Origin of the sequence: Rhodococcus triatomae (genome assembly GCF_014217785.1) — a bacterium.
GTDB lineage: Bacteria > Actinomycetota > Actinomycetes > Mycobacteriales > Mycobacteriaceae > Rhodococcus_F > Rhodococcus_F triatomae.
Genome location: NZ_CP048814.1, coordinates 920320 through 942890, shown reverse-complemented (window position 1 = coordinate 942890; position 22571 = coordinate 920320). Strand labels below are relative to the sequence as shown.

Sequence of the window (22571 nt, the reverse complement as noted above, 5' to 3'; positions counted from 1 at the left end):
AGAGGACGAGCGAGCACGCTCCACCGGCGCCGGTGGAGGCGACGAACAGCGACGACAAGCCGAGGTGAACGAACACGTGAGCGGATTCCGGCTCATGGCCGTCCATGCCCATCCGGACGACGAGTCCAGCAAGGGTGCTGGCACCACCGCCCGCTACGCGGCGGAAGGAAATCGTGTTCGAGTTGTGACCCTGACGGGGGGAGAGCGCGGCGACATCCTCAATCCGGCGATGGACGTTCCCGGCGTTCGGGACCGCATGTCCGAGGTCCGGCGCGAGGAGATGGCCGAGGCCGCCCGGATCCTCGGTGTCGAGCACGAGTGGCTCGGGTTCGTCGACTCGGGGCTTCCCGAGGGCGACCCACTGCCGCCGGTGCCGGAGGGCAGCTTCGCGGCGATCCCGCTGGACGGCCCGGTGGAGGCGCTGGTGCGGTCGATCCGCGAATTCCGTCCCCACGTCGTGACGACGTACGACGAGAACGGCGGCTACCCGCACCCGGATCACATCCGGTGTCACGAGGTCACCATGGCCGCGTACGAGGCTGCCGCCGACCCCGACCGCTACCCCGACGCGGGTGAGCCGTGGGAGGTGCTCAAGGTCTATTACAACCACGGATTCATCAGGAAACGCCTGCTGCTCTTCCAGGAGGAGTACGAGCGCCGCGGCGAGGAATTCCCGATGGCCGACTGGCTGAAGAAGTGGAAGACCGAGCAGGGTGACCTGATGGCCAGGGTGACCACCCAGGTGACCTGCTCCGACTACTTCCCGCAGCGGGACGACGCACTCCGTGCGCACGCGACGCAGATCGACCCGAACGGCTCGTTCTTCGCGGTGCCGCTCGACATCCAGCAGAAGGTGTGGCCGACCGAGGAGTTCGAGCTCGCGAAGACTCGCGTCACCACGTCGATTCCGGAGTCCGACCTGTTCGCGGGTGTCGAGGAGAGTGGCCGCAGATGAGTGTGTGGAACGTGGCGTCGCTCGGCGTGGCCGAGGTGCTCGCGCAGTCGCCGGCCAACCCGACCGGGCCGGAGTTCGGCAAGGCATCCCCGGTGGGGCTCGTGGTGATCATGGCGCTGCTGATCGGGATCGTCCTGCTGGTCCGGTCGATGAACAAGAAACTCGGGCAACTGCCCGAGACGTTCGAGCCCGAGCATCCCGAGCCCGACCAGGCGCTGGACGAGGGGACCGACCGCGGTGCGGTCCACGAGGATTCCGACCGTGGTGCGGTCGGTCAGGACGACGAGCACACGGACAATCCACCGAACGTGACGAAGTAGCCGCGTCGGCGTGGTCCGTGGCCGAGCGGCCCCGGCGGATACGCTCGAGGTATGTCCAACCGCCTGAGCACCGCGACCAGTCCCTACCTGCGGCAGCATGCCGACAATCCGGTGCACTGGCAGCAGTGGGGCCCGGAAGCGACGGCCGAGGCGCACGAGCGGGACGTGCCGATCCTGCTCTCCGTGGGATACGCGGCGTGTCACTGGTGCCACGTGATGGCGCACGAGTCGTTCGAGGACGAACAGACCGCTGCGCTGATGAACGCGAACTTCGTCTGCGTGAAGGTCGACCGCGAGGAACGCCCCGACATCGACGCGGTGTACATGAACGCGACCGTGGCGATGACCGGTCAGGGCGGCTGGCCGATGACCTGCTTCCTCACGCCGGCCGGATCGCCCTTCTACTGCGGGACGTACTACCCGCGGCACCCCCGCGGGGGAATGCCCTCCTTCACCCAGCTCCTCGAGGCGGTCACCGACACCTGGACCTCACGGCGCGACGACGTCGACCGTGCCGCACAGTCCGTGGTCGCCGAGCTCGAACGGGCCGCGGGAGCGGTTCCCGCCGGCGGCGCCCCGCCGGATGCGGCCGAACTCGACGCTGCGGTCGCCGCGGTCCTGCGGGACGAGGACACCGAGCACGGCGGATTCGGTGGTGCCCCGAAGTTCCCGCCGTCGGCCCTGCTCGAGGCGCTGCTGCGGCATTGGGAGCGTACCGGCGACGAGGCGGCGCTCGCGACCGTGGAACGCACGGCGTCGGCGATGGCCCGCGGCGGAATCCACGACCAGCTCGGCGGGGGTTTCGCGCGCTACTCGGTCGATGCGGAGTGGGTGGTGCCGCACTTCGAGAAGATGCTCTACGACAACGCGCAACTGTTGCGCTTCTACGCGCACCTGGCGCGGCGCACCGGCTCGCCACTCGCCACTCGCGTCGCCGAGGGCATCGCCCAGTTCCTCCTGCGGGACCTGCGCACCGCCGAGGGCGGGTTCGCATCCGCCCTCGACGCCGACACCGACGGAATCGAAGGCCTGACCTACGCGTGGACCCCGGACCAGCTCGTCGACGTGCTGGGCTTCGAGGACGGCGTGTGGGCCGCGGGGCTGCTGGCCGTCGGTACGGCCGGAACCTTCGAGGCCGGTACCTCCGTCCTGCAACTCCCGGAGGATCCCGACGACCCCGCGCGGTGGAACCGCGTGCGCGCCGCGCTGCTTGCTGCGCGTGACACGCGGCCCCAGCCGGGCCGGGACGACAAGGTCGTCACCGCGTGGAACGGGCTGGCGATCACCGCACTCGCGGAGGCGGGCGCGGGCCTCGGTCGTCCCGAGTGGGTGGAGGCGGCGGCCGCGGCCGCGGATGCGGTCCTGCGCACCCACCTCGTGGACGGCAGGCTGCGGAGGGCGTCGCTCGGCGGTGTCGTCGGCGACCCGGCCGGAGTCCTCGAGGACTACGCCTGCCTCGCCACCGGTCTGGCGGCGCTGCACCAGGCCACCGGCGACCCCGGCTGGGTGCAGCGGGCCGTGGCGCTGGTGGACTCGGCGCTCGAGCACTTTCCCGACGCCGACGAACCCGGCAGCTGGTTCGACACCGCCGACGACGCCGAGCGGCTGGTCGCCCGGCCGAGGGACCCGGTCGACGGGGCGACGCCGTCCGGCGCGTCGAGCATCACCGAGGCGCTGCTCACCCTCGCCCCTCTTGCCCCGGCGTCGGCGGGAGAGCGCTATGCGGCTGCGGCGCTGCGGTCCCTGGCCAGGGCTTCGCTGGTGATCTCCCGTGCGTCCCGCTCCGCCGGTCACTGGATCGCGGTCGCCGAGGCGGCGCTGCGGGGACCACTCCAGGTGGCGGTGGCACTGGCGGCCGACGCTCCCGCGTCGTCGGAGCTGCTCGCCGCAGCCCGGGCTCACGCCCCCGGTGGCGCCGTCGTCGTCGGCGGTGTGGGCGATTCCGGTCCGCTGCTGGCCGATCGACCCGCCGTGGACGGAGGCGACGCCGCCTACGTGTGCCGGGGCACCGTCTGCGACCTCCCGGTGGGGAGTGTCGAGGAACTCCGCCGGGCGCTGGACCGGTAGGAGTCAACGCACGTCACGCCGGTCGAAGCCGACGCATCCGGCAGCGGCGACGACGGCGGCGGCGATCACCAGCAGTGCCACGGCGACCAGCGACGTGCTCGCGCCGCTGCCCACCGAACCGAGGACGGCGGTCCCGGGCAGTCGCGGAGTGTGCTCGAACGGCGAGAGATCCTGCACGGCATCGGGCAGCCGGAGCGTCGGCCCGAGGATCGTGACGACGGCGGACCAGGCGAACAGGATCCACACCAGCGACGTCCGGGCCGGAGCGAAGCCGAACAGGGCGACCGCCACCGCGAGGAAGAGCCACACGGCGGGCAGGTGGGCGAGGGCGGCGCCGGCCATCTCCGCGACCGCGCCGGCCTCGCCGGTGCGTAGCGCGTGCGCTCCGCCGAGCCCGAGACCCCCGCCCACGAGCACCAGGGCGGAGACGATCCCCGCGACCAGCACGTGGCTGCCGAGCCAGCGCAGGCGGCTCACCGGTGTGGCCAGTACGGTGTCGGCGCGGCCGGAATCCTCCTCGACCCGGGTGCGCAGGACGGCGACCAGTGCGCCCGCGCTCGCGAGAATCGCGACGAACAGCGCCGCCATCGCGAAGTAGGAATCCACGAGATCGCCGGTGGTGAAGCCGCCCATCAGCTCGAGCGCCGCGGCCGAGCTCTGTGCCATCTGCTCGGCGTCCGCGCCGACCACGCCGAAGGCCGCACCGAGGCCGACACCTGCCACCACCCATCCGATCGCCGGGCCCCGGTAGCTGCGGCGAGCCAACGCACCCGCCGATGCCAGGCCGGGCGCGCCCTCGGCGGGCCCGGGGCGAGGACGGAGCAGGCCGGCATCGTGATCGCGCCGCGCCTCGATCGAGAACGCCCCGACGACGAGGAGGCCACTGACGGACCAGGCGAGGAAGAGTGGCCACCATCGGTTGTCGGCGAAGGCATGCGCGGCCTGCGCCCAGCCGAGCGGCGAGAGCCAGGACGCGAAGGACACCGATCCCGCGTCGCCGATCGCGCGCAGGGCGAAGGCGACCCCCAGGGTGGAGAAGGCGATGGCGTAGGTACCACGCACGTGCTCGGTGAGTTGGGCGGCGAGGGCCGTGACGGCGGCGAAGGTGACGCCGACGGTCGCGAGCGCGGCGCCGAACACGACCGCACCCTCCACACCGGCGCCCGCGACGACGAGGGCGGTGGCCGCGCCGGCGCCGACGAGCAGATCGGTACCGACCACGACGGCGAGCAGGGCGGCGAGGTTCGCGTGTGTCCCGAACAGTCCGGCGCGCAACATCTCCAGGCGCCCGAGTTCCTCGGCGCCGCGCGAGTGCCGGGCGACGACGACGATGTTGAGCGCGGCGACGGCGAGGGCGATGTACCAGCCCGCCTCGAACACGGCGATACCGCCCAGGCTCGTCAGTCCCACGGGAGGCCCGTTCAGTGCATGGGACGCCACGATCGTCGACGTCGCGGCACCGTAGGAGAAGCGATCGGCGGCGGTGGGGTACAGGGCCGCGATCCCGAAGGCGACACCCGCGACCAGCGCGACGGTGGCGACGATCCACACCGACAGGAGCGTGCGCTCGAGCCGCAGGATCAGGCGCAGCGCGACGGTGGTGCCGGTGAACGCCCGCGCGGGAGCGGCCGGGGCGGAGGTGGTGGTCACGACCGCGCTCCGACCGCGGCGGGCTCGGCGACGGGCGCCGGAGAATAGTGTTCGAGGAACAGGTCCTCGAGCGCCGGTGGCGTCGAGGTCAACGCGACGAGCCCGTGCCGTCCGAGGCACGCGATCGCCCCGTCGAGGTGCTCGGCGTCGACCGCGAATCGAACATGGAGACCGTCGGATTCGAGATCGGTGACGCCCGGTGAGCCGGCGAGGTCGGTGGCCGGGGTCCGGGTGGTCGCGTCCACGAACGTTCTCGTGCGTGCGCGCAGGCCGTCCAGACTGCCCGACTGTACGGTCCGGCCCGCGCGGATGATGCTGACTCGCTCGCACAGCTTCTCGACCTCGCTGAGGATGTGACTCGACAGCAGAATCGTGCACCCGCGCTCCCGTGCCTCACGGACGCACTCGGTGAAGACCCGTTCCATCAACGGATCGAGACCGGAGGTGGGCTCGTCCAGGACGAGCAGGTCCGCGTCTGCGGAGAAGGCCGAGACCAGGGCCACCTTCTGCCGGTTGCCCTTCGAGTAGGTACCGGCGCGCTTGGTGGGGTCCAGGTCGAAGCGGTCGACGAGTTCGTCGCGGCGGCGCCGGTCATGATTCGCGCGCATCCTGCCGAACAGGTCGATCACCTCGCCGCCGGTGAGGGCGGGCCAGAGGTTGACGTCACCGGGGACGTAGGCGATTCGGCGGTGGATGGCGAGGGCGTCGCGTCGCGGGTGCAGCCCGAACACCTCGGCGGTGCCGGAGTCGTGCCCGAGCAGGCCGAGCAGGATGCGGATGGTGGTCGACTTTCCCGCCCCGTTGGGGCCGAGGAAACCGTGGACCTCGCCGGGGCCCACCCTCAGGTCGAGGCCGGACAGTGCGCGGAAGCTGCCGTAGTTCTTCACCAGCCCTTCGACCCGCACGACGGGCTCGGCCAGGTCCCTCTCGTGCTGCTGTTCCGAATGTGTGGTCATCGCGGTCCCCAGACGTCGTCTCGAGTGAATGCCGTCAAGTGAATGTCACTGTCTAATGACAGTGACTCTACGATTCTCGACACAAAAAGTGCAAGTGACTTTCAGTTTTTCGCTGAGGCTGGGTAGGCTCGTTCGGGTGACCGAACAACTCCCGAAGGCGCCCGGATTGCGCGAACGCAAGCGACTCGAGGCGATGCAGCGGATCCAGGCGGTGGCCCTGGATCTGTTCGACCGGCACGGATACCGCACCGTCACGATCGAACAGGTCGCGGCTCAGGCGCAGGTCTCACCCAGTTCGGTGTATCGCTACTTCGGCACCAAGGAGCGACTGGTGCTCCATGACGAATACGATCCGCAGATTCTCGAGATGCTGAGGACCGTGGACCCCGGTGCGACCTGGACGGTGTCGGAACTGATGCAGGGCCTGCGAGCGGGTATCGCGTTCGTCATGGCGGCCATCGGGCCGGAGGAGGAAGTGCAGATCCAGCGCAGGATGCGGTACGTGGTGACCGAACCCGACGTGCGAGCGGGAATGACCCGGGACGCCGAGCACTACGAGGCCGAGATCCGCTCGATCGTGGCGAGTCGGCTCGGCCGCGACGAGGACGACCTCGAGGTGCGTGTGCTCGTCGCGATGGCGGTGTGGGGGTTCATCTCCGCGGTCTACCACTGGGTGGAGTCGGGGTTCTCCGATCCGCTGGGCGAGGTGGTGGACACCGCTCTGGCGGTGTTCACGCGCGGGCCGGGCTCGACGAGCCTCACGTGAGGATCCACCACACGGCGACGTAGTGGCACAGCGCGGCGATCGCGGTGGCCGCGTGGAAGAACTCGTGGTGACCGAAGGTGCCCGGCCACGGATTGGGCCACTTGGTGGCGTACAGGATCGCGCCGCCGCTGTAGAACAGTCCGCCGACGAGGAGCAGGATCATCGGGGTGACCCCGGCCTGGTCGATCAGTTCGGGGGCGACGGGCACGATCGCCCATCCCAGCAACAGATACAGCGGCACCCCGACCCAGCGCGGGGCGGTGGGCCAGAGCATCTTCAGTGCGACTCCGGCGAGGGCGCCGGACCAGACCACGACGAGCAGCGTGCGACCGGTCTCGGTGGGCAGGGCGAGCAGTGCGAACGGCGTGTAGCTCCCGGCGATGAACAGGAAGATCATCGAATGGTCCGCACGCTTCATCCAGATCCGGGCGGAGACGGTGTTCCAGTGGATCCGGTGGTAGGTGGCGCTCACCGCGAACAGGCCGCACACCGTCACGCTGTAGACGGAGGTCGCGACCACTGCCGTGGTGGAGACCTCGAGCGCCGCGTAGGTCACCAGCGCCGCGCCGGCGACGACCGCGACGGCGAACGCCCAGAGGTGAATCCACCCGCGCATGCGCGGTTTGACGGGGATCTCGTCGATTCCGGATGCCGTCACGTCGGGGCTCCTCACTGTCGGTCGCGGGACTCTCACGAGTTGCGGCGACCGGGGCTCTCCCGAGTCGGTCACCGGCGGTTCCGTAACCTACGCAAGCGTAGGTTACGGCCGTGTGGGTCAGCGTACCGGCCGGTAACCGATGACGGGAACACACGGGCCCTTCGCCGGTGGTGGGGTGACGGCGACGGCGTAGTGTGGGTACCCATGGTGATAGCCCGGTGAGTGCGCGTTCCCTGCTGTACACGATTTACGAGCGACGGTTGCTGTCGCGGCTCGACGGCTTGCAGCACCCACGCCACGTGGCCGTGATGTGCGACGGCAACCGCCGGTGGGCGCGGGAGAACGGGTTCACGGACGTCAGTCACGGCCACCGGATGGGTGCGCTGAAGATCGCCGAGATGCTGGGCTGGTGTGACGCCGCCGGGATCGAGATGGCCACCATCTATCTGCTCTCCACGGAGAACCTGCGCCGCGACCCCGGCGAGCTGGACACCCTGCTCGAGATCATCACCGACGTCGTCGAGGAGATCTCCGGTCCCGACCAGAACTGGAGCGTCAAGATCGTCGGCGCGCTCGACCTCCTTCCCCCCGGGCTGTCGCGGAGGCTGCGCGACGCGGCCGAACGAACCCAGGGCCGCACCGGGACCCACGTCAACGTGGCCATCGGCTACGGCGGCAGGCAGGAGATCGCCGACGCCGTGCAGTCACTCGTCGGCGAGAAGCTCCAGGAGGGGCTGGCCGGGGACGCGCTCGTCGAATCGATCACCGTCGACAACATCGAACGCCATCTCTACACCTCGGGCCAGCCGGATCCGGACCTGGTGATACGGACCTCCGGCGAACAGCGACTGTCCGGATTCCTGTTGTGGCAGAGCGCCTACTCGGAAATCTGGTTCACCGAGGCGTACTGGCCGGAGTTCCGGCGGGTGGACTTCCTGCGTGCCCTGCGGGACTACGCCGCCCGGCATCGGCGCTTCGGGACGTAGTGCCGCCTCGGGGCCCGGTACACGGTCGCAGTCGTGCACGGGTGCCTTTACTTTTAATTGTGCATTTCTTCAACTGGTGACATCGCTCGCCTCGCGACTTGGTTTTCCGGTCTGACGGGTGGCCCGCGGTTTCGGTCGGGTCCTCGCGTCACGACCGACAATCGAGAGGCCGATCATGTCCGACCCAGAGAAGACCGAACCGGCCGCGCAGGGCGGCGATCCCGGCACCACCCCCACGAAACGTCCGTGGCTGACCGGTGTCGCCTTCCTGGCGGTGGCGGCGCTCGCCGCCACCGGCGGGGCGCTCATCGCGGGAGGCGGTGGTGGTGGCGACGATTCGGCGGCGGTGCCCGGCAGCACCGGTGGTGAGATCGCCGCCGTCAGCGCCCAGTCGCTCGCCACCGGCGAACATCGCGGCTTCGACGACGTGCACCAGGGCGGCACCGAGGACCTCGAGAACGTCCTCGTCGGCACGGACTGGCTGGCCGAGAAGATCGAAGCGGGGCTCGAGGAGAACGACATCGTCCTGATCGACATCTCCGAGAACCTGGCGAGTTCGGAGCTCACCCCGTACGCCGAGGGCCACATCCCCGGCGCCCAGTACGTGGACTGGGGAACGGATGTCGTCCGGGAGAACCTGCGCGAGTTCGTCACCCAGGACGAATTCGCCGAACTCGCTCGGGGCCTGGGTATCTCGGACGATTCGACCGTGGTCCTCTACGGCGACAACGACAACTGGTTCGCCGCGTACGGGGCGTGGTTGTTCAAGCTCTACGGTGTCCCCGACGTTCGACTGCTCGACGGTGGCCTGAAGAAGTGGGAACAGGTCGACGGCCGGGAACTGGTCCAGGAGGTTCCGCAGTACGCACCGGGCACGTTCGAGGCGAAGCCACAGAACTTCGACCTCCGGGCCTTCCAGGCGGAGTTGCTGGACGTCGTCGTCGACGAGCACGCGGTCTCACTCGTCGACATCCGTTCGGCGAGCGAGTACTCCGGTGAGGCCGGGGTGAACCTCCAGACCTTCCCCGGCGAGGGCGCCACGGTGTGGGGCCACATCCCGAGCGCGGTCAACGTTCCCTGGGGTGCGATCGTCGAGGACGACGGTACGTACAAGAGCGCCGACGAGATCCGCCGGATCTACGAGGAAGCGGGCGTCGATCTCGACAACCCGGTCGTCACCTACTGCCGGATCGGGGAGCGCGCCAGCCACACCTGGTTCGCGCTCAGCCAGATTCTCGGTGCGGAGGTCGCGGTCTACGACGGCTCCTGGAGCGAATGGGGCAACTCGGTGGGAGTCCCGGTACAGAACGACACCGGCCGCCGCGGCGGACTGTGGGGCTGAACCGGGTGTCCCGGCACCCGGACGGGGTCGGGTCGGTGGCAACGGTGCCCGCGGCGCCCGGGTCCGCCGACCCACCCCCGGGGTGGATCCGCGGTGACGGCGCGCGCACTGCGCTCGCCGCGGCACTGGGCCTGACGGTTCTCGCCGTCGCCTACCACCTCGGTGCCACACGTGGGGAGGGCCTCGGCGGAAGCGCGGCATCCTTCGCCCTGCTGGCCGGCACCGCGCTGGGCGTACTGTTCCAGCGCGGCCGGTTCTGCTTCTATTGCATCTCCCGGGACCTGTTCGTGGAGAAGAACAGTCGCGGAGCCTTCGCCGTCCTGGCCGCGCTGGCAGTCGGCACCGTGGGCTACGTGCTGATCTTCTCCCTCCGACTCCCCGACCCGTCCGGCGGCCGGCTTCCCGCCGGGGCGCACATCGCGCCGGTGGGACCGGCACTGGTACTGGCGGGCATCGTGTTCGGGCTCGGCGTCGTGATCTCCGGCGGTTGTATCGCCGGGCACCTGTACCGGCTCGGGGAGGGCAGTGTGCGGGCCGTGCCGGCCCTGCTGGGCGCGCTGGTGGGGTTCGGCGTCGGATTCGCTACCTGGAATCCGATCTACGGCGCACTGATCGAGGGTGCCCCGTCGCCGTGGCTGCCGGCCGGGGGCGGCTACGGGATCGCCACCGTGTTCCAGCTCGCGGTACTCGCGGGGATCGCCGTGGTGCTGTTGCGATGGAACCCGGCTGAGCCGCAGCGGGATTCCCGCCGGATCGACGGACCGGAGATCCGCAGGCAGCTGTTCTTCACTCGATGGCCGACGTTGCTCACGGGTGGACTGGTCGGACTCGTCGGTGTCGCCGCCTATCTCCGCGACCAGCCGCTGGGCGTGACGTCGCAGCTGAGCGGTCTGACCCGCACGGTTCTCCACGAGCGGGATCTGTTGCCGGTCACCCTGCGCGGGCTCGACGAACGCCTCGCCGGCTGCGTCGCACTGGTCGTCGACACCGTCACCACCAACGGCTGGCTCGTCGGCGGCATCGTCGTCGGATCACTGGCCGCGGCCCTCCCGGGGCGTCGCGTCCGCTGGGAGCGGATGAGTGCGCGGCAGGGCCTGACCGCCGTGCTCGGCGGGATCATGCTCGGCTGGGGCGCGGTGATCGGCCTCGGCTGCACGGTCGGCGTGTTCCTCTCGGGCACGCAGGCACTCGCCGTGTCCGGGTGGGTCTTCGCCGTCTCCGTGGTGCTGGCGCTGTGGGCCGGCTTCCGGCTCGGCCTACATCGTTCCTGAGCATCGAATCCGGGCATCGTTCCCGGGCGCAGCGGATCGGCCGCCGGGCGGTCTCACAGTTTGCGCAGGCGCAGCCGGTTGATCGAGTGATCGGCGTCCTTGCGCAGCACCAGCGTCGCCCGCGGCCGGGTCGGCAGGATGTTCTCCACCAGGTTCGGCCGGTTGATGCTGTTCCAGATCTCCTTCGCGGCGGCCGTCGCATCACGGTCGGACAGGCTCGCGTAGTGGTGGAAGTGTGCGTCCGGGTCGGCGAACGACGTCTTGCGCAGCGCCAGGAAGCGGTCCACGTACCACTTCTCGATGTCCTCGATCCGGGCATCGACGTAGATGGAGAAGTCGAACAGGTCCGACACCATCAACCGGGGGCCGGTCTGCAGGACGTTGAGGCCCTCGATGATGAGGATGTCGGGTTGACGGATGAGGTGGAACTGGCCCGGCACGACGTCGTAGGAGATGTGCGAGTAGATCGGCGCCGCGACCTCGCGGGCACCGGATTTCACCTCCGTCACGAAACGCAGCAGCTTCCGGCGGTCGTAGCTTTCCGGAAAGCCCTTGCGGTGCATGATGCCCCGGCGTTCGAGCTCCCTGGTGGGGTACAGGAAACCGTCCGTGGTGACCAGATCCACGCGCGGATGGTGCTCCCACCGGGCGAGCAGTGCCTGCAGGACGCGGGCCGTGGTGGACTTGCCGACCGCGACGCTGCCGGCGACACCGATCACGAACGGCACCTGCCGGTCCGGGTGCTTCTCCCCGAGGAAGGTCGCGGTCGCGGCGAACAGTCGCTGGCGAGCGGCGACCTGGAGGTGGATCAGGCGGGCGAGGGGCAGGTAGACCTCGGCCACTTCCTCGAGGTCGATCTGCTCACCGAGACCGCGCAGCCCCCGCAGCTCCTCCTCGGTGAGCACCAGCGGAGTCGACTTGCGCAGTGTGCGCCACTGCTTGCGGTCGAACTCGACGTACGGACTCGGCTCACTGATCCGGGACATCAGCGCAGCTCACACTCGGTGCCGAGTACTCGTGAACTCTTCATGCGCGGGCTCGCCGGTAGCGGTTGCATAGTCGGATTGTGCTCGGTCCCACAACCCGACGTGTCGGCGGGTTGTCCTACATCGTGTCGTACTTCCACCAGGTACTAGAGTCGAACGGCATGGATCCCGACACACTCGTCCGCGAATACCTGCTGCTGGGTCTGGGTTTCGACCGTCTCGAGGAAGGGTTCGTCGACGCCTACACCGGCGATCCCGCGCTGCGGCGGCAGGTGGAGAACGCGCCGCGACCGGACCCGCGGGAACTCTCGCGCACCGCGCGCACCCTCCGGACGGAACTGCCCTCGGCGGGGCTGCCGGAGCAACGCACCCGGTTCCTCGACGCGCACCTCCGGGCGCTCGAGCTCTCCGCACGCAAGCTGGCGGGCGACGACGTCGGCTTCGTCGACGAGGTGGAGGCGTACTTCGATGTCCGGATCACCCGCGGTGACGAGGAGGAGTACCGCGAGGCACACCGGAAGATGGAGCGGGTGCTGCCCGGGCCCGGCTCACTCGCCGACCGGGTGCGGGCACACCGCGCCGCCGACGAGATTCCGGCCGAGCGCCTTCCCGAGTGCGTCGAGGCGTTCTCGAGCGCGTTGCGGGACCTGGTACGTGCCCGATATCCGCTGCCCGACGCGGAGACCGTCGAGTACGAGGTGGTCGGTGACAAGCCGTGGTCGGGGTTCAACTACTACCTGGGCGACTACCGGTCGAAGGTTGCGATCAACTCCGATCTGAAACAGCACCGGGCGAACCTGCCGCGGCTGATCGCACACGAGTCGTATCCGGGCCATCACACCGAGCACTGCCGCAAGGAGGCCGGACTGGTCGGTGCCGGCCAGCTCGAGCAGACGCTGTTCGTGGTGAATACCCCGCAGTGCCTCATGGCGGAGGGCCTGGCTGATCTCGCGCTCGAATCGATCGTGGGCGAGGACTGGGGGATGTGGGCGCAGGAGATCTACGCGGACCTGGGTCTGCGGTTCGACGGGGCGAAGGCTCAGGAACTGTCCGTGGCCTCGGCGCAGTTGCTCGGTGTCCGGCAGGACGCGGCGCTGATGCTGCACGACGGGCGCCGCAGCCACGACGACGTCGCGGCGTTCCTGCAGCGGTGGAGCCTGTCCACCCCGGAGCGGGCGAGGCAGTCGCTGCGGTTCCTGTCGTCGCCGCTGTGGCGGGCGTACACGAGTACCTACGTGGAGGGATATCGCCTGCTGGGGGAGTGGCTGGCACAGGTCCCGGTCGGTGACCGGCGGTCCGAACGCTTCCGCCGTCTGCTCGACGAGCCGCTCGTGCCCGGCACGCTGCGTGGTGAGCTGCAACCCGTCTGACCACGAGGGGCCGGTGCCTCTCTAGACTGGAGCCACCCGTTCCCGCAGATCAGCTTGGAGAAGCCTCGATGACCGCTGTGCCCGGTTCCGACATCAACACGGCCCCGCTCGCCGAACTCGACCCCGAAGTCGCCGAGGCGATGGCCGGGGAACTCGGTCGTCAGCGGAACACGCTCGAGATGATCGCGTCGGAGAACTTCGTCCCGCGTGCCGTGCTGCAGGCTCAGGGCAGCGTCCTGACGAACAAGTACGCCGAGGGCTACCCGGGCCGCCGCTACTACGGCGGCTGCGAGTACGTCGACGTCGTCGAGGACCTCGCCCGCACCCGGGCGAAGGAGCTGTTCGGTGCCGAGTTCGCGAACGTGCAGCCGCACTCGGGTGCGCAGGCCAACGCCGCCGTGCTGATGGCGCTGATGAACCCGGGCGAGAAGCTGCTCGGGCTCGACCTGGCCCACGGCGGCCACCTCACCCACGGCATGAAGCTCAACTTCTCCGGCAAGCTGTACGACGTCGCGTCCTACGGGGTGTCCAAGGAGGACTACCGGATCGACATGGACGAGGTCCGGTCGATCGCCCTCGCGGAGAAGCCGAAGGTCATCGTCGCCGGCTGGTCCGCGTACCCGCGGCACGAGGACTTCGCCGCGTTCCGCTCCATCGCCGACGAGGTCGGGGCCTACCTGTGGGTGGACATGGCGCACTTCGCCGGTCTCGTCGCCGCGGGCCTGCATCCCTCCCCGGTGCCGCACGCCGACGTCGTGTCCAGCACCGTGCACAAGACGCTCGGTGGCCCCCGCTCGGGTCTGATCCTGGCCAAGCAGGAGTGGGCGAAGAAGCTCAATTCGGCCGTGTTCCCCGGCCAGCAGGGCGGGCCGCTCATGCACGCGATCGCGGCCAAGGCCATCTCCCTGAAGATCGCGGGCACACCCGAGTTCAAGGACCGCCAGCAGCGCACCCTCGACGGCGCGAAGCTGCTCGCCGAGCGTCTGACCGCCCAGGACGTCGCCGGTCAGGGCGTCAGCGTGCTCACCGGTGGCACCGACGTGCACCTGGTCCTCGTGGACCTGCGGAACTCGCACCTGGACGGCCAGCAGGCCGAGGATCTGCTGCACGAGGTGGACATCACCGTCAACCGCAATGCGGTGCCGTTCGATCCCCGCCCGCCGATGGTCACCTCCGGTCTGCGCATCGGCACCGCCGCGTTGGCTTCCCGGGGGTTCGGCGACAAGGAGTTCACCGAGGTCGCGGACATCATCGGAACCGCACTCGCGGGCGGGGCGGACCTGGACGCGCTGCGGGCGCGCGTCGGCACGCTGGCCGCGGACTTCCCGCTCTACGACGGCCTGGAGGACTGGCGCCTGGTCTGAGCCGGGCTGCGCACGTGGGCGTGCGCCGAACATGCCGCGAACACCCCGGAACGCCGCACGGCGTTCCGGGGTGTTCGCGTTCGTGATCAGGGAACAGTCTCAGCCGTAATCGCGTGGGAGCACCGCCTGCGCGGCCCCGGCGACGCCGATCCGAGTGAGCGACCTGGCCACGGTGCCGAGGCCTGCGGTTCGTTGCGGAGTGAGACCGCGGGCCATCCGGTGCAGCTGGTGGCTGTGCGCGGCGAGTTGCAGATAGCCGTCGACCGGACGGTATCCGAGCGTGGGCGGGCCTGTCGGCAGCATCGGTTCGGGCTCTCCGGCGAGAATCCGCGCGGGATAGTCGGGCACGAACGCCATCGGCCGGGCCATTCCGATGATGTCGATTCCCCTCGCCACCGCCAGCTCCATCGCTGCTCGCGTGCGGAGCCCGCCGGTGAGCATGAGCGGGACCGCGGTGACCTCTCGTGCCCTCGTGGCGAATCCGGCGAAGTAGCCACGGGAGGCGTTCGCGTCGTCGCGGTGGGCGACACCTTCCATCGCCGGTACCGCGTAGTTGCCTCCGGAGATCTCGACGAGGTCGACTCCGGCCCCGTCGAGCGCCCGCACGACGTCCAGGGACTCGCCCTCGTCGAACCCGCCGTATTGGAAGTCGGCCGAGTTCAGCTTGACCCCCACGGGAGTATCGGACCCCACGGCGTCGCGAACCGCCTCGACGGTGTCGAGGAGAAGCCGCCTCCTCCCGGCGGCGTCGCCGCCGTAACGGTCGGTGCGGGTGTTGGCGAGGGGGGACAGGAACTGCGAGAGCAGATACCCGTGTGCGGCGTGGATCTGGACGCCGTCGAACCCCGATTCGACTGCGAGGGCAGCGGTCTGTGCGAAACGTGCGACGATGCGCTCCACGTCGCGCACGGAGAGGGCGCGCGGCTTGCGCAGATTGAATCCAGGTACCGCCTCGCGTCGAGCGGACGGACCGACGGGCCTGCGGTTGAACGGCACGGTCGCGACGCGGCCGGGATGGCCGATCTGCATCCAGAGATGGCTCGGCGCCCCGCGTACGGCGCCGCTCCACTCGCGGAGCCCGGGCACCGCGCGATCCGAATCGACGATGACGTTACGGGGCTCGACGAGGGCATCCCTGCCGGTCACCACGTTGCCGGTCACGAGCAGCCCGGCGCCACCGGTGGCCCAGGTCGCATAGAGCCTTCGGAGCTCGGGAGTCACGCTGCCGTCGCGCGCGGCGAGCTGTTCGCTCATGCCCGCCTTGGCGATTCGATTGGGGATCGTCACTCCGCAGGGAAGGTCGACGGTCTGGTGGAGGAGGTCGGTCATGTCGTCACAGAACTCTCGGTCGGAGGCGGGACAGGGTGTACAGGGGTGTGAGGGGACGAAGGGGCAGCGGTGGCATGCGTGCCGACAGATCGACGCGATGCAATCGGGCATCCACGACGTCGCCGAGGCCCATCTGATCGATCGGGTCGCGCTCGGACCCCGAGATCCGGAGGGTGACGTCTTCGACACGCCGGACCTCGATCGGGGTCTCGACCGGAGTGAACGCGACCACCCAGGGAACGAAGACTCCGGAGAGCCCGACGACGTTGCGGTGGGGGCGGCCGAGGATCATGGGCGGCGAGTCGATGACGTCCCCGAGGCTTCCGGACATCGAGAGGAGCTCGTGCGACCGGCGGGTGGCGGTGGCCGTCACCGTGTCGGAAGTATGCTGCCATTCGATCTCACCGAGCTTCTTCGGGTAGCCCAGCAGTTCACGCCCGAGGATGAGTGCCACGTCGTCGTCCAGGATCATCCAGGGGCAGTGGATTCCGGTCCTGCGACCCGCCTTCACGTGGACGAACACACCCGCCTCGTGATAGACGGAACCGTAGTTGCAGTCGGGAAACCACGCGGTGAACACGTCTGCTCGAGGCTTGTCCGCCAGGCGGATTCCCGGCGGCAGCCACTGCCGCATCCGGTCGGGATCGACCTCGACAGTGGCGACGAAGTAGTGCGCGTCCCGATAGAGGGTGCGACGAGGACGGCCGAGTTCGAGTGCCCGGCGCACGTCACCGGACATCGTCCGACCGTCGGTGCGGGGAGATCCTTCCCGGAACATCACGCGATCCTCGAATAGGCGGCGCGCAACAGTGGGCCGCTGACCGACCGCGGGCCGAACTGCCCACCGAACGTCTGTACCTTTGCGAATGCGCCGGGAACGATTCTCCGCCTGCCCTTCGCCATACCCTCGATCGCGGCCTCGGCCGCTTGCTCCGCGCCGACCCACAGCGGGGCCGGAAGCAGGCGTTCCAGGCGCGGCAGGTCGGCCGCCGTGCTGAATTCGGTGCGCACGGGCCCCGGCGCCAGGAGGCTGCACGTGACCCCCGTCCCGCGCAGTTCGCCGGACAAGGACTCGGCGAAGGTGTTGGCGAAGGCCTTGGACGCGGCATAGGTCGTGTTTCCCGGCCCTGGTTGGTTGCCCGCGGTGGAGCCGGTGACGAGGATCGCGCCACTGCGCCGGGCGAGCATCCCGGGGAGTACCGCGAGCGTGAGATCGTGTACGGCAACGGTGTTCAGCTCGACCTGTTCACGTTCCCGGACGGGGTCCAGCGTGGCCAGGTCCCCGTAGCTCGCGAAGCCCGCGTTGTTACACAGTACGGAGATCTCCCGGGAGGCGAGCTCGGCGGCGAGTTCGGCGCGCCGGGAACGGTCGGCGAGGTCGCACGCGAGGACGTCGGCGTCGATGCCGTGGTCCGTGGCCAGCCGGTCGGCGAGAGTGCGCAGCCGGTCGATGCGGCGGGCGACCAGGATGACCGAGTGGCCTCGGCGGGCGAGTGAACAGGCCAAGGCCTCACCGATGCCGGACGAGGCGCCGGTGACGACGGCGCGAGTCTGGGGCGTGGGTACGGGGACGTTCATACGAGGGACTCCTCACGGCCGTGTGCAACGGCCTCGTGTTCGTCGGTGGTCGGGGTTTCGACAGATGCGGAGGGCGTCGGGGCCCGAACGGCCTCGCCGATCCCGAACTTCCTGGCGGTTCGGGTGTAGCGGTGCAGCATTCGGCGCAGTCGTCGGATCCGGGTGAGGATTTCGGCGGAGCCCGCCAGGATGGAGCTCTGCGCGGGCAGACGCGACGCGGCGATATCGGCGAGGGGGGTCGCGAACAGTCGTTGCCAGCCCGCGGCCTCGGCGAGGAAATCGGCTCCCCGCGAGATGATTCGACCTGCGCCCGAACGTGGAGCGACGAGGCCCCAGATGTAGATGTTCGCGTGGCGGGGCACCAGGGTGTGCTCCACGAGTAGGGGTTGACCGTTCTCCCACGTGAACATCGACTCGTCCAGGAAGGGAAACCGGGTGTGATATCCGGTGGCCCACACGATGGTGTCGTACTCGCCGCACGTGCCGTCCACGAAATGCACCGTCTCACCGTCGAATCGGTCGATCGCGGGGCGACGTGCCACCTTGCCGTGCTGGAGCGCGTACATCAGCGACGAGTTGACGGTCACGTCCTTGGTGAACAGCGCGTGATCCGGGCGGTCCAGTCCGTACCGCCGGTAGTCGCCGTAGGAGAGCCGCAGGAGCATGCGGAATCCTGTTCGCTGCAACGCCATCGGCAGCGGGAAGCGGTCCCACTCGGAGGACGGGATGCCGAAGATGGTCTTCGGGATGAACCAGTAGCCGCGGCGCATCGAGATGTCGGCGCGCCCGAACGTCGCGGCAGCCTCGACTGCCAGGTCGCTCGCCGAATTGCCGCCGCCGACGACGAGTACCCGGTTGCCGCCACCGAGGTCCGCGGGGCACTTGTAGTGCTTGGAGTGGATCCGGCGCCCGGTGAACGTGCCGGGGTAGTGCGGAATGTTCGGCTCCCAGTAGTGCCCGTTGGCCACGACGACGCCGGCATAGCGACGTTCCTCGCCGGAAGAGAGGCGTACCGACCACCCGGCAGCGCCGGTGCGGTCGAGGGGACGTACCTCGACGACCTCGGCGCGCCACTCGATGGCGTCGCGCAAGCCGAAGTGGTCGGCGTAGTCGTCGAGATACCGCAGCATCTGTGCCCGGCTAGGGAAGGTCGGATAGTCCTCCGGCATCGGGTACTCGGGATACTGCGTCGAGTTCTTCGAGCTGATCAGGCTGGTGGAGTCGTATACCCCGTGAGCCCAGTTGCCCCCCAGGTGATCGGTGGCCTCGAGGTGGTCGTACGGAACTCCCCGTCGAGTGAACGCCCGCGCCACACCGAGCCCCGCGTACCCGGCGCCGATGATGCAGAAACGCGTCGGCTCCTTCGTCATCACCTCTCCCTTCTCATAGCTACACATATGTAGCTTTCTTGGAGACGATAGCTACAATCGTGTAGCTTTAGCAAGAGGGCTGGCTGCGGCGGTGCGGCCGAGCGGGATGCGACGAAAGGTGAGCGGCTGTGTCGGCACAGGAGACAACGCGCAGAAACCGTCCCTACGCGCGGCGGATGTCCCCGGACGAGCGGCGCGAGCAATTGCTCGACGTCGTGCTCGAGATCATCGACACCCGGGGGGTCGCAGCCGTGAGCATGGATGCCGTCGCCCGCGGCGCGGGCGTCACGCGCCCGGTGGTCTACGGCCTGTTCAGCGACACCGACGACATCCTGCGCAGTTCACTCGATCGTGAGGAGCGACGCGCGATGGAGCAGGTGGGTGGCGCGATTCCGGTGCCGGGCGAGGGGGACGTCGTCGATGCCTTCGGGCAACTGATCGAGGCATTCCTGCGGGCTGTCGACGAGGCCCCGCAACGGTGGCGTGCCATTTTCATGGTCGCCGACAGCGGCACTCCGGCCTTCCATCATCGGGTCGAGCACGGGCGGGCCCTTCTCATCGAGAGGTGCGCCGACGCGCTGCGTGCGTCCGATCGTGTCGACGGCAGTGTCGACGTCGAACTACTCGCCCACCACCTGCACGCGGCGCTGTGGGGTGCCGGCCGGCTCCTGCTCGTCCGCCCCGACACGTTCCCTCTCGAACGGCTGCGTCGTTCGCTCCACCAGTTCGTGTCTGCAGTTGTCCCCTGACCGACAGTCGTCCCCTGATCGAGAGGAATCCCTTGTCCAGAATCTTTCCGCACCTGCTTCGCGCGCATCAGTGGATCTACGAGCAGTCCGGCGGGCTGCTCGGCCACCGGCTGCTGCTGGGTAATCCGACCCTGCTGCTGCGTGCCAGGGGCCGTCGTAGCGGCCTGATCCGGACGAACGCTCTCACCTATGCCCGCGACGGCGACTGCTACCTCGTCGTCGCGTCCAACGGGGGAGCGCCGAAACCGCCGCACTGGCTGGCCAACCTCACCTCCACGCCGCACTGCGAGGTGCAGGTCGGTCGTCGCCGACTGGCGGTCGACGCGCGCCCGACCTTTCCCGGGGATGCCGACTACGCGCGTCGTTGGACGATCGTCGATGCCGTCAACAAGGGCAGGTACACGCAGTATCAGCGCAAGACCTCGCGGCCGATCGCGATCGTGGAGCTGCGTCCGACGTCGTGAGCGCCTCTCACCCCGCAGGCTTGCGGGCGACGACGCAGAAGGCCATTCCGCCACGTCCGCGCCGCTGCACGGTATCGACGGCGAAACCGGCCTGCTCGAGGTAGGGCTGCGGTTCCCGCGTCAGATGGTCGGCACCGAATCGAATGAAGAGCGGTTCCACCGTGCGCATCAGCATCCGGCCGACCCGGGAGGTCACCGGACCGTGTTCGGCGAGCACGAACCGGCCCCCGGGGGCGAGCACGCGCAGCGCCTCCCGGCTCGCCTGCAGCGGATCGGGGATCGTGCAGAACGTGAACGTCGACAGCACGGTGTCGACGGAGGCGTCGGGCAGGTCCAGGCGTTGGGCGTCCCCGCGTCGCACCTCGGCACGGTCGAGGTGCAGTTCCGTGATGCGACGGCGGGCGATGTCGAGCATTCCGTCGGAGAGATCGACACCGGTGATCCGGGTGACGTCCGGGCCGTACCGGGGCAGATTCAGGCCGGTGCCGACAGCGATCTCCAGGACCCGGCCGTGTGCCTGCGCGACCGCCCAGTCCCGGGCGCCGCGGAGGAAGAACCGTTCGAACCGCCCCATCTGGGTGTCGTAGCGGGGCGACATCGTGTCGAAGATCTGTCTGACCTGCTCGTTTCCGGGCTGTCGCACGGGCCTCTCCTCGACGATCGGGTGAGTTCACTGTAACCGCGGGCCACGCGTCCGGACAGTTTTCGAGATCTGTCGTCGATGCCCGCTCCGACCTGGGATTTCCTTCTCCGTAACGCGAAGTTCACCGACACACCCGTCGGCTCGCGCGGCCGGGCGCGCGATTTCGCGCTAGCGTGCGAGTTACAGGCAGCGGGGAAGCTGCTTGTGCGGGAGGTCCTGATCGTGGCTGAGAACCTGATCGAAGGTTCAGTGCGAGGGGGCCGGCACCCGGCCTCCGGGCGATACCTCGCCCCAGGGACGGACCGGTCCAGCGAACCGAGTGTGCGTGGTGCCACGCATACCTAGGAGCCTCACGTGACCACAACACGCTCCGCATCAGCCCGTCCGGGTACGCCCACCGGCGTCAAGACATACGTATTGGACACGTCGGTACTGTTGTCCGATCCGTGGGCGGTCGTCAGATTCGCCGAACACCGGGTGGTCCTTCCGCTGGTGGTGATCAGCGAACTCGAAGGCAAACGGCATCATCACGAACTCGGGTGGTTCGCGCGTGAGGCGCTGCGCATGCTCGACGATCTCCGCCTCGAGCACGGCCGCCTCGACCGGCCGATGCCGATCGGCTCCGAGGGCGGCACGCTGCACGTCGAGCTCAATCACACCGACCCCACGGTGCTGCCGGTGGGCTTCCGGACCGAGGACAACGATTCGCGGATTCTCGCGTGCGCGCTGAACCTGGCCGGCGACGGGGACGACGTGGTGCTGGTGAGCAAGGACATCCCGCTGCGGGTGCGCGCGGGCGCGGTGGGGCTGCGGGCCGACGAGTACCACGCCCAGGACGTGGTTCCCTCGGGGTGGACGGGAATGTCGGAACTCGACGTCGCCTCGACCGACATCGACGCCCTGTTCTCCGACGGCTCCATCGATGTCGAGGATGCACGGGAACTCCCGTGCCACACCGGTGTTCGTCTGCTCGGTGGCTCGTCGAGTGCGCTGGGCCGGGTCACCGCGGACAAGCGGGTCCAGCTGGTGCGCGGTGAGCGGGAGGCGTTCGGTCTGCACGGCCGCTCCGCCGAGCAACGGATCGCCCTCGACCTGCTTCTCGACGACAGCATCGGCATCGTCTCCCTCGGCGGCAAGGCGGGAACGGGCAAGTCCGCCCTCGCGTTGACCGCCGGGCTCGAGGCCGTCCTCGAACGTCGTTCGCAGCGCAAGGTGGTGGTGTTCCGTCCGCTGTACGCCGTCGGCGGCCAGGACCTCGGCTACCTCCCGGGCAGTGAGAGCGAGAAGATGGGTCCGTGGGCCCAGGCCGTCTTCGACACGCTGGAGGGGCTGGCGAGCCCCGAGGTGATGGACGAGGTGATCAGCCGAGGAATGCTGGAAGTGTTGCCGCTCACCCACATTCGTGGGCGATCGCTGCACGACTCGTTCGTGATCGTCGACGAGGCCCAGTCACTCGAGCGCAACGTGCTGCTCACCGTGCTGTCCCGACTCGGTGCCGGTTCGCGGGTGGTGCTCACCCACGACGTCGCCCAGCGCGACAACCTGCGCGTCGGCAGGCACGACGGGGTCGCGGCCGTGATCGAGAAGCTCAAGGGCCATCCGCTCTTCGCGCACATCACACTGACGCGCAGCGAGCGTTCGCCGATCGCCGCCCTCGTCACCGACATGCTGGAGGAGTTCGGCCCCACCCCGTGACCGAGTGATCGGCGCGCGCTGATCCCCCCGTCACCGGCACGATGTCACACCG

21 protein-coding genes are annotated in these 22571 nt (G+C 69.2%); 12 read left to right on the top strand and 9 right to left on the bottom strand.

Annotated features, from left to right (window positions below):
- Window positions 1-76 precede the first annotated feature (76 nt).
- Genes mca through G4H71_RS04305 form a run of 3 tightly spaced genes read left to right on the top strand, consistent with a single transcriptional unit; the run spans window position 77 to window position 3342 of the window.
- The gene (gene mca / locus G4H71_RS04315) at window positions 77-955 is read left to right on the top strand and encodes a mycothiol conjugate amidase Mca (RefSeq protein ID WP_072738059.1); all 879 of its coding nucleotides are present in this window, start codon (window positions 77-79) and stop codon (window positions 953-955) included.
- On the top strand, window positions 952-1275 hold the full coding sequence (locus G4H71_RS04310) for a hypothetical protein (protein ID WP_072737911.1): 324 nt from the start codon (window positions 952-954) through the stop codon (window positions 1273-1275). Before mca ends, G4H71_RS04310 begins: the two co-directional genes overlap by 4 nt.
- A 51-nt stretch (window positions 1276-1326) precedes the next feature.
- Window positions 1327-3342 (top strand): thioredoxin domain-containing protein, encoded by a 2016-nt coding sequence (locus tag G4H71_RS04305; protein WP_072737910.1) that lies wholly within the window; start codon window positions 1327-1329, stop codon window positions 3340-3342.
- A 3-nt stretch (window positions 3343-3345) separates the two neighbouring features.
- On the opposite strand, the gene G4H71_RS04300 is transcribed toward G4H71_RS04305, so the two are convergent.
- Window positions 3346-4992: an ABC transporter permease gene (locus G4H71_RS04300; protein ID WP_083342774.1), complete on the bottom strand. Its 1647-nt coding sequence runs from the start codon at window positions 4990-4992 to the stop codon at window positions 3346-3348.
- On the bottom strand, window positions 4989-5948 hold the full coding sequence (locus G4H71_RS04295) for an ABC transporter ATP-binding protein (RefSeq protein ID WP_072737909.1): 960 nt from the start codon (window positions 5946-5948) through the stop codon (window positions 4989-4991). Before G4H71_RS04295 ends, G4H71_RS04300 begins: the two co-directional genes overlap by 4 nt.
- Window positions 5949-6084: 136 nt before the next feature.
- Here G4H71_RS04295 and G4H71_RS04290 point away from each other — a divergent pair, with 136 nt between their 5' ends.
- On the top strand, window positions 6085-6714 hold the full coding sequence (locus G4H71_RS04290) for a TetR/AcrR family transcriptional regulator (protein ID WP_169847150.1): 630 nt from the start codon (window positions 6085-6087) through the stop codon (window positions 6712-6714).
- Here G4H71_RS04290 and trhA read toward each other — a convergent pair.
- Window positions 6707-7372: a PAQR family membrane homeostasis protein TrhA gene (gene trhA / locus G4H71_RS04285; protein ID WP_072737908.1), complete on the bottom strand. Its 666-nt coding sequence runs from the start codon at window positions 7370-7372 to the stop codon at window positions 6707-6709. The two genes, G4H71_RS04290 and trhA, sit on opposite strands and share 8 nt — an antisense overlap.
- A gap of 218 nt (window positions 7373-7590) precedes the next feature.
- Between trhA and G4H71_RS04280 the strand changes: the two genes are divergently transcribed.
- The 3 genes from G4H71_RS04280 to G4H71_RS04270 all read left to right on the top strand — a co-directional run bounded on the left by G4H71_RS04280 (window position 7591) and on the right by G4H71_RS04270 (window position 10971).
- Window positions 7591-8358, top strand: coding sequence for an isoprenyl transferase (locus G4H71_RS04280; RefSeq protein WP_072737907.1), 768 nt, complete (start codon window positions 7591-7593; stop codon window positions 8356-8358).
- Window positions 8359-8533: 175 nt separating this feature from the next.
- Window positions 8534-9700, top strand: coding sequence for a sulfurtransferase (locus tag G4H71_RS04275; RefSeq protein WP_083342772.1), 1167 nt, complete (start codon window positions 8534-8536; stop codon window positions 9698-9700).
- A gap of 35 nt (window positions 9701-9735) precedes the next feature.
- Window positions 9736-10971: a YeeE/YedE family protein gene (locus G4H71_RS04270; protein ID WP_169847149.1), complete on the top strand. Its 1236-nt coding sequence runs from the start codon at window positions 9736-9738 to the stop codon at window positions 10969-10971.
- 53 nt (window positions 10972-11024) lie between these two features.
- Here G4H71_RS04270 and coaA read toward each other — a convergent pair whose 3' ends face one another.
- Window positions 11025-11957, bottom strand: coding sequence for a type I pantothenate kinase (gene coaA, locus G4H71_RS04265; protein WP_072737906.1), 933 nt, complete (start codon window positions 11955-11957; stop codon window positions 11025-11027).
- 161 nt (window positions 11958-12118) lie between these two features.
- Between coaA and G4H71_RS04260 the strand changes: the two genes are divergently transcribed.
- On the top strand, window positions 12119-13327 hold the full coding sequence (locus G4H71_RS04260) for a DUF885 domain-containing protein (protein WP_072737905.1): 1209 nt from the start codon (window positions 12119-12121) through the stop codon (window positions 13325-13327).
- Window positions 13328-13395: 68 nt separating this feature from the next.
- On the top strand, window positions 13396-14691 hold the full coding sequence (glyA, locus tag G4H71_RS04255) for a serine hydroxymethyltransferase (protein WP_072737904.1): 1296 nt from the start codon (window positions 13396-13398) through the stop codon (window positions 14689-14691).
- 99 nt (window positions 14692-14790) lie between these two features.
- On the opposite strand, the gene G4H71_RS04250 is transcribed toward glyA, so the two are convergent.
- Genes G4H71_RS04250 through G4H71_RS04235 form a run of 4 tightly spaced genes read right to left on the bottom strand, consistent with a single transcriptional unit; the run spans window position 14791 to window position 18968 of the window.
- Window positions 14791-16020: an oxidoreductase gene (locus tag G4H71_RS04250; protein ID WP_072737903.1), complete on the bottom strand. Its 1230-nt coding sequence runs from the start codon at window positions 16018-16020 to the stop codon at window positions 14791-14793.
- 4 nt (window positions 16021-16024) lie between these two features.
- Complete coding sequence (locus tag G4H71_RS04245; RefSeq protein ID WP_072738054.1) at window positions 16025-16759, bottom strand: acetoacetate decarboxylase family protein; 735 nt, start codon at window positions 16757-16759, stop codon at window positions 16025-16027.
- Window positions 16760-16797: 38 nt separating this feature from the next.
- On the bottom strand, window positions 16798-17598 hold the full coding sequence (locus G4H71_RS04240) for an SDR family NAD(P)-dependent oxidoreductase (RefSeq protein WP_072737902.1): 801 nt from the start codon (window positions 17596-17598) through the stop codon (window positions 16798-16800).
- Window positions 17595-18968: a flavin-containing monooxygenase gene (locus tag G4H71_RS04235; RefSeq protein WP_083342838.1), complete on the bottom strand. Its 1374-nt coding sequence runs from the start codon at window positions 18966-18968 to the stop codon at window positions 17595-17597. Before G4H71_RS04235 ends, G4H71_RS04240 begins: the two co-directional genes overlap by 4 nt.
- Window positions 18969-19144: 176 nt before the next feature.
- On the opposite strand from G4H71_RS04235, the gene G4H71_RS04230 reads away from it, so the two are divergent.
- A complete protein-coding gene (locus tag G4H71_RS04230; protein ID WP_072737901.1) occupies window positions 19145-19717 on the top strand; it encodes a TetR/AcrR family transcriptional regulator in 573 nt (190 codons plus the stop codon).
- Between the two features lie 32 nt (window positions 19718-19749).
- Entirely contained in the window at window positions 19750-20181 is a 432-nt protein-coding gene (locus G4H71_RS04225) for a nitroreductase/quinone reductase family protein (RefSeq protein WP_072737900.1), read from the top strand.
- 7 nt (window positions 20182-20188) lie between these two features.
- Here the strand turns inward: G4H71_RS04225 and G4H71_RS04220 are convergent, their stop codons facing one another.
- Window positions 20189-20824 carry a class I SAM-dependent methyltransferase gene (locus G4H71_RS04220; protein WP_072737899.1) on the bottom strand — a complete coding sequence of 212 codons (636 nt, stop codon included), beginning with the start codon at window positions 20822-20824 and terminating at the stop codon, window positions 20189-20191.
- Between the two features lie 354 nt (window positions 20825-21178).
- Here G4H71_RS04220 and phoH2 point away from each other — a divergent pair, with 354 nt between their 5' ends.
- Complete coding sequence (gene phoH2, locus G4H71_RS04215) at window positions 21179-22519, top strand: RNA 5'-3' helicase PhoH2 (RefSeq protein ID WP_072737898.1); 1341 nt, start codon at window positions 21179-21181, stop codon at window positions 22517-22519.
- The last annotated feature ends 52 nt before the right edge of the window (window positions 22520-22571 follow it).

What these genes read in the sequence shown, in the direction of transcription:
- G4H71_RS04260 (WP_072737905.1), top strand. Translation starts at nt 12,119, where the DNA reads ATGGATCCCGACACACTCGTCCGCGAATACCTGCTGCTGGGTCTGGGT.
- glyA (WP_072737904.1), top strand. Translation starts at nt 13,396, where the DNA reads ATGACCGCTGTGCCCGGTTCCGACATCAACACGGCCCCGCTCGCCGAA.
- G4H71_RS04305 (WP_072737910.1), top strand. Translation starts at nt 1,327, where the DNA reads ATGTCCAACCGCCTGAGCACCGCGACCAGTCCCTACCTGCGGCAGCAT.
- G4H71_RS04295 (WP_072737909.1), bottom strand. Translation starts at nt 5,948, where the DNA reads ATGACCACACATTCGGAACAGCAGCACGAGAGGGACCTGGCCGAGCCC.
- G4H71_RS04230 (WP_072737901.1), top strand. Translation starts at nt 19,145, where the DNA reads ATGTCCCCGGACGAGCGGCGCGAGCAATTGCTCGACGTCGTGCTCGAG.
- G4H71_RS04275 (WP_083342772.1), top strand. Translation starts at nt 8,534, where the DNA reads ATGTCCGACCCAGAGAAGACCGAACCGGCCGCGCAGGGCGGCGATCCC.
- G4H71_RS04235 (WP_083342838.1), bottom strand. Translation starts at nt 18,968, where the DNA reads ATGACGAAGGAGCCGACGCGTTTCTGCATCATCGGCGCCGGGTACGCG.
- G4H71_RS04250 (WP_072737903.1), bottom strand. Translation starts at nt 16,020, where the DNA reads ATGACCGACCTCCTCCACCAGACCGTCGACCTTCCCTGCGGAGTGACG.
- coaA (WP_072737906.1), bottom strand. Translation starts at nt 11,957, where the DNA reads ATGTCCCGGATCAGTGAGCCGAGTCCGTACGTCGAGTTCGACCGCAAG.
- G4H71_RS04240 (WP_072737902.1), bottom strand. Translation starts at nt 17,598, where the DNA reads ATGAACGTCCCCGTACCCACGCCCCAGACTCGCGCCGTCGTCACCGGC.
- G4H71_RS04310 (WP_072737911.1), top strand. Translation starts at nt 952, where the DNA reads ATGAGTGTGTGGAACGTGGCGTCGCTCGGCGTGGCCGAGGTGCTCGCG.
- G4H71_RS04245 (WP_072738054.1), bottom strand. Translation starts at nt 16,759, where the DNA reads ATGTCCGGTGACGTGCGCCGGGCACTCGAACTCGGCCGTCCTCGTCGC.